Origin of the sequence: Prochlorococcus sp. MIT 1327, from assembly GCF_047304785.1 — a bacterium.
GTDB lineage: Bacteria > Cyanobacteriota > Cyanobacteriia > PCC-6307 > Cyanobiaceae > Prochlorococcus > Prochlorococcus marinus_D.
In genome coordinates this window covers 2,407,395-2,418,462 of the sequence record NZ_CP138972.1, presented here as the reverse complement: position 1 = coordinate 2,418,462, position 11,068 = coordinate 2,407,395, and the positions used below count along the sequence as shown (strand labels likewise).

At 46.9% G+C, this 11,068-nt stretch carries 7 protein-coding genes and 1 pseudogene; 2 read left to right on the top strand and 6 right to left on the bottom strand.

The genetic code is table 11. The features are described from left to right. Position 1: 1 nt before the first annotated feature. The 3 genes and pseudogenes from SIB80_RS12155 to SIB80_RS12145 form a co-directional block, all read right to left on the bottom strand. Entirely contained in the window at positions 2–5,245 is a 5,244-nt protein-coding gene (locus SIB80_RS12155) for an SUMF1/EgtB/PvdO family nonheme iron enzyme (protein WP_413681486.1), read from the bottom strand. Continuing rightward, positions 5,242–5,388, bottom strand: a complete 147-nt coding sequence (locus tag SIB80_RS12150) for a hypothetical protein (protein WP_169189893.1) — start codon at positions 5,386–5,388, stop codon at positions 5,242–5,244. The genes SIB80_RS12155 and SIB80_RS12150 overlap by 4 nt, the downstream gene beginning before the upstream one ends. A 329-nt stretch (positions 5,389–5,717) precedes the next feature. Next, positions 5,718–6,019, bottom strand: a pseudogene (locus SIB80_RS12145) (phospholipase D-like domain-containing protein); the annotation flags it as partial. Between the two features lie 133 nt (positions 6,020–6,152). Here SIB80_RS12145 and SIB80_RS12140 point away from each other — a divergent pair. Together SIB80_RS12140 and SIB80_RS12135 are read left to right on the top strand one after the other, a co-directional pair. Next, entirely contained in the window at positions 6,153–6,281 is a 129-nt protein-coding gene (locus SIB80_RS12140; protein WP_255454314.1) for a hypothetical protein, read from the top strand. A 118-nt stretch (positions 6,282–6,399) separates the two neighbouring features. Continuing rightward, complete coding sequence (locus SIB80_RS12135; protein WP_063398172.1) at positions 6,400–6,621, top strand: hypothetical protein; 222 nt, start codon at positions 6,400–6,402, stop codon at positions 6,619–6,621. 651 nt (positions 6,622–7,272) lie between these two features. On the opposite strand, the gene SIB80_RS12130 is transcribed toward SIB80_RS12135, so the two are convergent. From SIB80_RS12130 to SIB80_RS12120, 3 genes are all read right to left on the bottom strand, one after another. Continuing rightward, positions 7,273–7,422, bottom strand: coding sequence for a hypothetical protein (locus SIB80_RS12130; protein WP_169189892.1), 150 nt, complete (start codon positions 7,420–7,422; stop codon positions 7,273–7,275). Positions 7,423–8,298: 876 nt separating this feature from the next. After that, positions 8,299–8,625, bottom strand: coding sequence for a DUF805 domain-containing protein (locus tag SIB80_RS12125; RefSeq protein WP_063419460.1), 327 nt, complete (start codon positions 8,623–8,625; stop codon positions 8,299–8,301). Between the two features lie 1,009 nt (positions 8,626–9,634). Further along, positions 9,635–10,933 (bottom strand): cytochrome P450, encoded by a 1,299-nt coding sequence (locus SIB80_RS12120; protein WP_063419461.1) that lies wholly within the window; start codon positions 10,931–10,933, stop codon positions 9,635–9,637. Between the last annotated feature and the right edge of the window lie 135 nt (positions 10,934–11,068).

Genomic DNA, 11,068 nt, shown 5'->3' with positions numbered 1-11,068 from the left:
CTTATGTCGAGAGCGGATCTTGGAAATAGTCGCCAGCAATGTCGTTATCGCTGCTGTCGCTATTGCCATCAGCGCCGATCACGCCCACAGCGGTTGGGTTTTCCAGTGATTCAACAAAATCATTGCCTGCTTCTAGGGCATTTTGATCCTTAAAGGCTTGGTTATCCCAGGTCGCATCGCCTGTTGTTCCCTGGTTATCGAGCTCATCCCAGGAGATTTGATTAGATCCGGTAAAGCTTGATTGTGTTCCATTGGCGCCATTGATTGGTTGTTGATGCAGGCTTTGGCCCCAATCGGCATCCAAGACAGCTAGATCTTCCATCGAAATCTGGCCATCAAAGTTGGCATCCACTCCTCGCGCCACACTCGCATCAACAAAGCCATCATTATTGGCATCCACTGCATCGGGATCCTCACTGGCTTGTTGTTGTCTTGCTGCACCAGCATTGAGATAAGCCAGATCTTTCATCGATACCCGGCCGTCGTAGTTCAAATCGCCTTGATAGGTAATCAGGTTTTTGGAGCCCAATTTATTCTCAAAGACGTCTGAGCCTGTTGCTTGAAGGCTGAGGATGCCTTGGCTGAGATCAACAACATTGCCGGCAGCTCCTGTGATTTCAATATCAGCAACCAGTTGCGCGGTTTCTTGGCCTGCTTCCGCAAATACGCCATCAACAAAACTGCCACTCGCGAGGTTTGTTGATGTTTGACTGTCGTCAGGTGAACTGATATAGAAACCAGAGCTTGTTAAACTTGCATTGTCATTGGCAACTGCCGTAATCTCTATACCTTTGGCATCTATATTGCCTACATTGGTCCATTGGCTTGTGGCTGTAATCGTATCGCCTTTTCTTACCAGATTTGTTTGTTTTGAGTTATAAGAGCCAATATCAAGATCACTACTTAAGATCAAGCCATCGCCTTGTTCTTCTAAATTAATTGTCGCCTCATACAGCGTTACCTCCTCTCCATCAACAGCTAAATCTCCTCCCAGTTCTCGCAAGCTCTTAATATCGCGATTGCTTAACCCTGCAGCATCGGTGAGATTCTTGGAAAATACTGTTTCATCTTGATTGGCACTCAAGCCAAAGAACAGTGGTGTGCTGAGATCGTCAATGCTGCCATCTGAATTTTTCTTGAGTTCGGCAAGATTAAGTTCATTGAAATTCAGATCGATCGACGCCAAAACAGCAGCATCAGTGCCGATGCTCGCTCCGGCATCGGCTAGATGGTTTCCATAGAGATCTCCTGCCTCTAGATCTCCAAGACTTGCAGCAGCAATACGGATTTTTCCGACATCATTATCGATCCGTACCGCATTGGCGATGGGTAGTTGCCCGCCAATCGTGATATCAGATGCTTTGATTTCGTTAAACAGATAGGGATCAAAGTTGATCGTGATATCAGCTGTTTCTAGGTTGTATCCAGCTGCAAGACTCTTGGCTGTGATATCCAACTGATAGATATCACTGAGATCAACAGAATCGCCGAGAACGGCTAATTGCTTTCTTGCTTCGGCTTGTTCTGCTTCTGTTCCTTCTTTTAAATGCAAGCTATAACCCAGTTCTAGATCACTATCGGGTGTTCGCTCCAGGTTCTCTGCCCAGCTACTCGCTATATCAGGGTTGGTTCTTGTTTCTACAAGGGTGTTGACAACTAAGGGAACAGGCACTTCAGTGTCGCCAAAGGATCCAGAGGAATCAGTTACTCGAAGCATCACATTATGGCTACCTATATCTTCTGCAGAAGGTGTTGCTGTCACTAAGCCATCAACATCTACAGCAATCCATTCGGGTCCACTAAGTAGGGAAAATGACAGGGGATCATTTTCAGGGTCATAAACAGAGTGGATCAGTGATGTCGAGAAATTTTCGCCAGCTATAGATTCACCAAGTGACCATCTGGTCGCTATCCATGATGGAGCTTGATTTTGATAGTCTGGTTCATCAAATCCAATCGGCAGAAGACTTACGACACGTAACCCTGTATGAGCATCTTGAATTTTGCGTTTATTGATTACACGCCCAGACTTATAGAGGTTAACCAGTTTCTTATCGCCACCACTAGACCCTCCACGAAGAATTGAATTGAAGCTATTGTTATCAGTCTCTTCTTCCAGCCATTCTCTAACGTTACCTGTTTGGTCAAAGGTTCCATAGTAACTTGGATGATCTTGATAACTTCCCACGTCAATCAATACTGAAGGCGATGAGAGAGTTCCATAGTTGGACTCATCTAAACTTAGGCTGTTGCTTTGTGTGGCAAGATCCCAGTAAGAGTCTCCATTGGCCCCGTCAGTTGTTCCGCTGTAGTAAGCAGCTTTATACCATTCATTCTCATTCGCTAGAGCAACGCCACCATTTGCCCATGCGTCTTCACCACGTCGATTCGCATCTCCATGAACGAGCCCTTCATACATGCCTTTTTCAGTGTTACCACTTGTCAACCAGTTGCAGAAACGAAGGGCACTCCAGTAGCTCACAAAATTAACTGGTTGATTTTCATGCCCTTCGATAGTGTTGTATGAATAACTGCCATCTTCACCATTGCGGATAATCCCACCATCCTCTGCCATTTCGGTGTTATAAAGTGGTTTATCATCCGTGCGCTTTGTTTGGGCTACGCTATTCAGGAACTGTGTATATTCTGAATTTGTTACTTCATATTTGCCAATGTAATAGGGATAGGAAACAGCCCCGAAACCTGTTGAATCCACTTCATTTCCTTCATCCTCAACAAGAACAGTTGGAATGTTGATGGGCTTGGATTGCGCAATTGGAACGCTGAAGTTCCATACATCACCAGTAATCAGCTGATCATCAGTAACGGTATCGATTCGCCAAAAGTATTTTTGACCTTGCTCTAAATTAGAGGGAGTGAAAATATTATTTTCTTGATTTTGCTGAAACTCTAGAGTCTCAACGCTGGAGCCAAAGTAGATATCGTTAGATATGGCTTCACGTCCTTCAAGCCACATTAAGTCAGCATTTTGTTTTACCGTGATCGATCCATTAGGCGCTATAGGCATACTTGCTTTTTCCGCTTGATAACCAGGAATCCAATAATCAAGATCTCCATACTCATAGGGGCCAATGTCTGGAGCGTCACCGATAAAATGATCTGTAAATCCACTAATATGAGTGCCTTGATCTATCAGTACTGAATTCTGCTTAGGCCTAAAATCTAAATTATCAGGATCACGTAACTGATTGCGTACATTATTACCAAGATCATTCCTAGATCTATTGTTTGTGATGTCGTTAGGATTAATAACAGGGGCGATGTTGTTGTTGTTGCCGAGATTATTGTGAACGATTGAATAATGATTCCCTTGGTGTGCCTCTTCCCCCTCCCGTCGACCTGCCGCTCTATTTTCGTAGAGCTCAATAATATCATCAGTAAATTTTTTATCAGGATCGAGATAGCCGTAGAATTTGTCATGTGAAACATTGATGTCAACATGAGTATTGTCAATTGCTAAATTACTCAGAACAGTATGTTGGTCTCCCTTGAGACGAGTTCCACGTTTTACATTAAACAGCACGTTGTGATTGGCTGTGCCTCGCATCCCGGCAGGGTCACCATCAAAGCGAATACCGTTCCGTCCGGGAAGATCGTGAATCCAATTGTTGCGAATAACCAGGCCAGCTACACTACCTCTATTGACCTGAATTGCTGCATCATCGCCATGAAAGTGGTAATCGTAGATATGGTTTAGTTCTACAAGGGCTCCCTCATTATCACCATTTCCAACTTTGCCGATTCCTCCTTTCCCAATTGTATGTGCTGTTACTCTGCGAATAACATTCCCTTCTTTTGTACCGCCTGACCAGATAGCTCCACCACCAGAAGGTTTATTATGAAAATAACAATTATCAACTACAAAATTTCTACCTCTATTCCCTTCATACAATAGTGTGTCATAGGAGTAGGCAAATTCGCTATTTCGCCAGGTAATGTTGGCGGGCACACCGCTGCTTCCTCCTCCTGCTTCGTTGCCCCAATGATTTGCATTCTGTTCATACTTTGTTCCTTTGTTATAGATAGCATCAGCGCCCAGCATATGAGTGTTATGGCCTGAATATAAGAACCTACAATCATCGAACTCTATATCAGTTGTTCGGTCCAATTTAAATGTTCCTGTCCGAAGTGTAAGCCCGTCGAAATTCAGGAAAGAACAATCATTCGCAAGCAGGATATCATCCTCATCTCCATAATTATTTGTTGTATAACCTCTTGCTTCAATACTACGTGTGTTTGGGTCGTCATTGTTTTCTAGCCATGCATAAAGCTCGCCGGAGTCTTTGTCGTAATGCCACTCTCTTGGTTGATCTAAAAGGTCTATATCGGCAGTGAAATAATATATTTTGCCATCCTCTTTTAAATAGTCAGTATCAGATAAATTAACTGTGCCGTTAATTGCAAAACTGGATTCACCAGCCTTATGCTGCGTAACCTCTGTTACGTCCCTGCCATAGCGGACAAGCATTGCGCCTTCAATGCTTACACCTAGCGAACTAAGACTATGCTTTTCTTCTAAGTTCTCGTAATGCCCAGGTTTTTCCTCAAGTTCAGACTTGATCTCCGCACTTGTGCCTAAGTCCCAATAGCTACCTGGCGTTGGGTTGGCGCCATTTGAATCATCGAGCTGGTCCCAATCCTTCGTGATATTTGGCCATCGAGCAGCCGTGAGCATTTTGTCATCAATGAACAGTTGCGAGACATCAAAATCAACTGTTGTTTTCCAGATATTGTCTTCGTGAATTACCCAGGGCGTTGTGATTTCTTTGGCGCCAGAGATTAAGACATCTTCGCCTTGGTATCCTTGAAATGTAATGCGATGATCTTCTGTTCCATGTATGTCTTCTAGTAATAATTTCTCGCGATAGATACCGCCTCGGATATTAACAACATCACCTGCTCCAACTTGATTGATCGCACGTTGGATCGTTGCGAATGGTGCATCGATTGTGCCTAGGTTGGTATCATCTCCATCATTGGAAACGTAATACTCATAGGAGAGATGAGCATTGCTTGTTGATTCATCTGCTTCTTCGCCGGCGGTTTGTACTGATGCCGTCGCAACAGGGTTAGGGCTGAGAACAGGATCAGGGCTGTTCTCACTAACAGGGTTGTTTTCGCTAGCAGGGTTGTTTTCGCTAGCAGGGCTGGCATCAACAACGCTTGTCTGGCTTGCATTGATGTTGGCTTGCTCCTGTGTGTTGTCGTTATTGAGATTGCTCATCGCAGCAGGCCACGCAGCAATGCACAAGCATGCCGATGCTGCAAAACATCCGCCTCAGCTTGATGAGCAGGCTGGTTGCCGTTGCCACTTGGCTGCACTCGCGCTCGGAATGCTTGGCATGGAGCCGCCGCGCGCGCGGCCATTAGGCTCTTGCTCCCACATGCTGATCTCTTAAGGAGCTCGCATGAGCCCCAGGCTGCAAGATCAGAGTGGTTGACAGTACGCACCTTACAAGGCGTTTATAGGTACAATTTCATTAATAGATCTAGGAAAAGAGTATTGATTAGGCAATCGTTTGCCAGAAGACTTATTCATCGCAATTAAGACTATCTGATAATTGTATTAATATGATGAATTGGGCATAGGTGGACGTTGTGGGTTGCTTTGTTCCCTTTTCAGTGCTTTTAAGCCTTTTCCTTTTGGCTTTTTAGCCTTGCCTCTGCTGCGAAGCCTTGTCTCTGGCTTTAAGCGCTTAGGTTGAGAGCGGATCTTGGAATTCAGTGCCAGCAATGTCGTTTTCGCTGCTGTCGCTATTGCCATCAGCTCCCAGACCTGGCGGGACGCCCAGTTCAGCACCACGCCAGAGACGGTTCATTTCACGGGTGAAGTGTTTCGCAAGTTGGTGTGAATGAATCAATAGCAGCGTTTCGTCGTTGGGGTGAGCTGCAGTAGGGCTCCAATGAAATGAGCCTGTGATCACTTTTTGTTGTTGATCACGGCGAACTTGTGATGGAGCTTGTCGCCGCGGGCGAGGCGCGGGGTGCCGATGCCTCGTGGTTGCAGTGGCTTTGAAGGAATCGCTCAGTAATGCTCAGGGCTCTCCCGACTCCATAAGCCAGAACCCAACCCACAAAAGCACTGGATCTCGTGCTGAGATGCCCTAGGGCTAAGAAGAGCTACTGGATCAATGGATCTGGCTTGGCTTTTGAGGGATGTCAGCCCTAAGCCCGAATCCCATGCAGCGGAGAGGGATGTTGAAGAAACCACCGAGGGTGAGGGACAACAACGGTGCTCTCCAGATACGGGTGAGGCTTGAGGGGCGAGATTGCGCCAGAGTGGTGGAGAGCCACCACCGAACTGGCTAACAGCTAGAGGCCGCTTGGCTCAGGCTGAGTTGATGTTTTCCTAGTGGGGCGCTCCCTCCAATTGACTTCATGCCTCTAAGACACCCTCTCTTTCATCGAACGATTCAGGCGCTGTTTTGGGATGCAAAAGAGGCCGGGTTTGTGCACCCCACACTGGAAAATATCGACAGCTTTAGAGAAGAGCTTTTACGAGAGTTGGAGGAAGGGATCAAGCCGATCATTGAAGAGCGTTGCTATAGGGATCCCACAGTCGAAAGATCAGAAGAAGACTCTCAAATTCCTCAGTGTTAAGACCCCTCCTATCGGTATCCCCAGGAATGGCCCACAGAAGGGTGATCACGTGCTGCCCGTGTTGGCCAGTGAAGCCCTCTGCCTGAGAGCGGGGCTTTTCTTATTTGCTTTCTAGCCCTGGGGCGGTGATGACTTTTTGTTTTCATCCTTCACCGCTATCCATAAGTTGACGCAACTTCTTTAAAAACGCAGTGACCTGGCTCAATGCCATCGATGAGTTCGAACACAGACTGATCAAAGACATGCTTAGCTTTTTATAAGCAGAGCAAACACCTGACATGAAGAAGGGCACCCGCGTTGGATGCCCTCAAGTCCAGGACAGGTTTTCAGGGTTTCTACGTCCTCGGACTCCTGATCTAGGTCTAAGCAAGCAGGACCAAGGCGTCAGCAGGGATAAATGCTTATTTGTATCAGCCAGCTTCTCATCAGTGCGGCGTTTTGGCGGCTTGCTGGAAATGAATGGATTAGCATCCATGCTCATGGTCGCCCCGAAAGCATTCTGTATTGTTCGCAAGTTGAGAGCGCTAACCGCAGCTTGCTACATGCACTCCAAACAGTATTTTCACTTTGGATAAGCACACAGCCATACGAGAGGCAGAGTTGCGTCGTATTGAGGCTTCTCTGATTGCAATGCACCAAGCTGAGCAGGCTTTAAAAAAGGAAAAGCGCAGTGCGCTCTGCCAGCCAACTCACTGGAAGTAGTCTCTGGAGCTGAATAGTCTTCAGTACAGCAACGCCAAGCGAACAGCTCGTGACGGCTGTGGAACTGACACGGTCAACTGGCACAGTGACAGTTTGCATCGTTAAGGTTCATTTGTGAGGAGGACTTCTCCTCGGAGTGGAAACAAGGAAACACGCCCAACGAGAAGTCTTGAGACCCTGCCTTTGGCGGGGTTTCTTTTTGCCCATACATCTAGAGCGTTTAGCCCGACGAACAATGGCGCCAACCCTTTTTGCAGAGGGAGTAAGAGAACTGTCTGGTTAGCACCAATGACTCCCCAAGCATCCATAACTAGACCTAAATAAAGCCACTACAACCCCCTTGGGCTCGAGGGGACCTGGGCGTGATTCCCGGATGAGGTGGCTTAGGGGCCCTCCTTTCTCGGGCCCCGCAAACAATTGGCAACCCATCAAGTGATAGCCCATCTCCTAGCCTGATTGGCTGAACAGAGATAGCGATCTGCGATCTGTTGCCAGATTTATCCCATGCATCGATAGCACTCAAGCGACGTTTGGCGAGGGTTGAGAACACATCACCTCAAGGAGGGGATCTGATTTCATTTCACTTTTGTAGTTGCAGCATTCACCTTTGAATAGAGGCCTGACTTTGCATTCGGTATCAAGGATGCATCGCTATAGCTACTCAGGTGCACCTCAAGCGCGTGCCCTATGTCAGAGTTGAAGATGGGGCTTCAATTTAATAGCAGTCAATAGTAATCATAATTGCTGATCATGTAGTTAACATTGCCAAAGAGCATAAGCAAGGTTGCAAAATAAATATGCTCTAGTAAGCTCAACCTTTAGGATATGAGTCGTAGGCTTAGCTGGATCAAATGCTGGAGGTAGCAGCTACTTAAAGGTAAAGATTTGAAGATAGGATTTTGCTACAATTAACTATTTCCACCAAGCTTAAAAATAAGGCCTTTTAGGATCCATTGATCAAGTTGTATCAGTGATTCATCCCTCTTGCGAACTCTCAGCCGAAGGGCCGATCACAATCCAAAGCAGCCATAAGGCCCCAATGAACGGAATCAGAGCGATGAAAATCCATTGCCACTGACGGCCGGTATCGCGGATTCGACGAACCTGCATGGCAATTCCAGGAACAATGCTGGCAACAGCAAACAGTGCGTAAATCGAGTAAAATCCTCCTTGAAGCTGCCCTAGAACAAGACCGAGCAGAACATTGACGAGAACAATGGTCCAGTAGTCAATGCGCTTGGTTCGACCCTTGAAGTCAAAACCCTGAGTCCAGAACGTGCTGTAGCGATCGAGAACTGACACGTTTCAATGTCAAAATATCAATCAATTGTAGCCCCTTTACACTCTCTACTCACTGAAACAAGCAAGCACCAAAATCTTCCAGACCAGCAGCGCTTTCTTTTATTAGGCTCTAGGTTTGTTCTATTCATGGAAGTCAAACCCTCAAGTAAGAAAGACGCCTGCCTCGAAGCTTGTGATGAATGGAGTTGAAACGTTCTAAGCCTGATCAGATAGTCTGCTTCCTAGAACATTGGGATGAACGTAGGCTTCCGTTTCGTTTGCTGACTAGGCGCGTGATTGGATTCAAGAAATAGGCGGATATTGCAAGCAAGTCTAAAAGTTGAAAACCCTAACTGTATGAAAGGGTTTCAAACTAGCGAAAGTCATCGATTGCGACTTAACGCTGTGCCGGTCGATTATGTCTTGGAGCTACCGAGGTTTAAGGATAAAATTGACCGATGGCCCTTGTTGCGAACTTAGGCCATGAGCTCGGTTCTTTTGAAGGTGTCAATCATCACGAATGGTGTGGCGTAATGGAGCCTGGAATTGTCTCTATTTGAGTGGAAGACGGCCATGAATAAATGCGTTGCGACAACTCATGCCTGAAAATGCCCCTACTGTTTGATTGACAGCTGTTGGTATCTGAGATAAGGCAATGCATCCGAGTAAAAGAACGACCCATTTTTGATAGGTAGTCAATGAGACAAAGCCTTTGCTTAGCCTTCTTGTTATGTTTGTAGTCATGGTTTAAGTTCTTGTGTTCGAAATAGCTTGTTGACTATCTGATTTTTGATAGTGGCTTAAAAGGCCAAGATTGCTATGTATTGCTTCATTCCCTGTAGAGGGGTGGCTACATCAATTGGTAACCAGCGCAGAAGCATTACAGAAAAAGAGTTTTAGGTATGCATGAATTTTGCTATTGCATAACGTCTGCCATATTCAACGCTAGATCTTGTCTCATTGGCTTCTTCTGTCGTTTTTTGATTATTTTTGTCTAAATGAGAATCCATGAGAATCACTTTTGAGCTTCCTAAAGCACCTTTGTTAGCAAGCCATCTCGGGGTGTAGGGCTTGGCAGCATTTGCAGAGTGAGGTCTTGATCAGGGATTAAGTGAAGTCGCAACTGGTGAAACAAGCCGACCACCATCAAACGTATTTCAAGTTCTGCTAATGGTTTACCTAGGCATACTCGCTCTCCCCCCCCAAAAGGCAGCAGGGTTGCTGAACAGCCATCATCTAGGTGGCGCTGGGGACGAAAGGCTTCCAGATCGCCAGCACCATGACGGTTAGAAGCTGCCAGAGCAACCTGTACCACACGGTTTTTTGGCACTTCCACACCGTCGATGACCAAGGCGCATTTCGTGCGGCGAAAAAACCCTCCCACCGCTGGCGTGAGTCGCATCACCTCAGAAACGACAGCGTCCAGTTTTGGTGCGTTGACCTGGTCGTAGGCAGTGGTGGCCTGCTCGGGTGCTGGAGGCCAGTCAAGTCCATCGATTTCCTCTCGCAGCCATGTTTCCACTTGCGGGTTGAGAAGCAGCTCCCGCATCAGACAGCTGAGCGAAGAAGCCGTGGTTTCGTAGCCTGCGAACAGAAGAAGCAGAAGCTGCTCCACCACGTCTTCGTCCGTTAAAGGAAGTCCTGCTTCATCGAGACCTCCCGCAAGCAGATCAAGACCACCATTGCCATTGGATGCTTTTAAAAGCACCTTCTGAAGCCTCTTCAACAACCGTTCCCGGGCCTTAAGCGCTTTGGCAAAGGAGCTACCTGGAAGAGCTATCGGTATTGAGAAGAGGGCTCTGGTCCAGATCTCGAAATCAACGAACAACTCATCGCGATCAGTACCCTCCAATCCGAGAACCGTCGTGGCGATCACCGAGAAAGCGAAACGACGCATTCTCTCTGCGAGAGGCAGAGCTGTTTTTGCAGCTTGTAGTTCGTCGGCAAGATCTTGAACCATGCTGATGATGCCAGCGCTGTAGCGCTGTAGTGCTGAGGCCGAGAACAGTTGGCCTATCACTCTTCGGCGTGCTCGATGGGAGGCTCCGTTGCGGTTAGCAAGCGAATGGCCGCCCAACAGCTGCCGCACACTCTCTGGCCACCAACCTTCTACTGCGTCGGGCTGAGCGAGCAGATCACGAATCGCTTGCCCGCCCTGAATGAACACCATTGGCTGTCCGAGCATTGATGTTTCAAAAACATTCCCGTGACGCTCAAAGCGCTTCTGTGCAAAGGCTGGATCGCGAAAAAATGCAAACGCTTCAAGTACCCCACTCAGGGCCGCTGTATTGGGAAGAGGGCGAAGCTTGGCATCATCAGAACTCGCCATGACATTTGCTATCCAACAGCAAAGCTAATGGGGCGATAGAGCAAACCTTGAAGAATTGACGAAACACCCTGAAGGAAATAAGGGGCTTAATACGTTTCTATTGCTAAATCACTCGTCCCAATGCAAAAAACAGCA

Excerpts from the sequence above, each read along its gene's own strand:
- SIB80_RS12155 (WP_413681486.1), bottom strand. The coding sequence starts at position 5,245 with ATGAGCAATCTCAATAACGACAACACACAGGAGCAAGCCAACATCAAT.
- SIB80_RS12150 (WP_169189893.1), bottom strand. The coding sequence starts at position 5,388 with ATGGCCGCGCGCGCGGCGGCTCCATGCCAAGCATTCCGAGCGCGAGTG.
- SIB80_RS12140 (WP_255454314.1), top strand. The coding sequence starts at position 6,153 with ATGGATCTGGCTTGGCTTTTGAGGGATGTCAGCCCTAAGCCCGAATCC.
- SIB80_RS12135 (WP_063398172.1), top strand. The coding sequence starts at position 6,400 with ATGCCTCTAAGACACCCTCTCTTTCATCGAACGATTCAGGCGCTGTTT.
- SIB80_RS12130 (WP_169189892.1), bottom strand. The coding sequence starts at position 7,422 with ATGCAAACTGTCACTGTGCCAGTTGACCGTGTCAGTTCCACAGCCGTC.
- SIB80_RS12120 (WP_063419461.1), bottom strand. The coding sequence starts at position 10,933 with ATGGCGAGTTCTGATGATGCCAAGCTTCGCCCTCTTCCCAATACAGCG.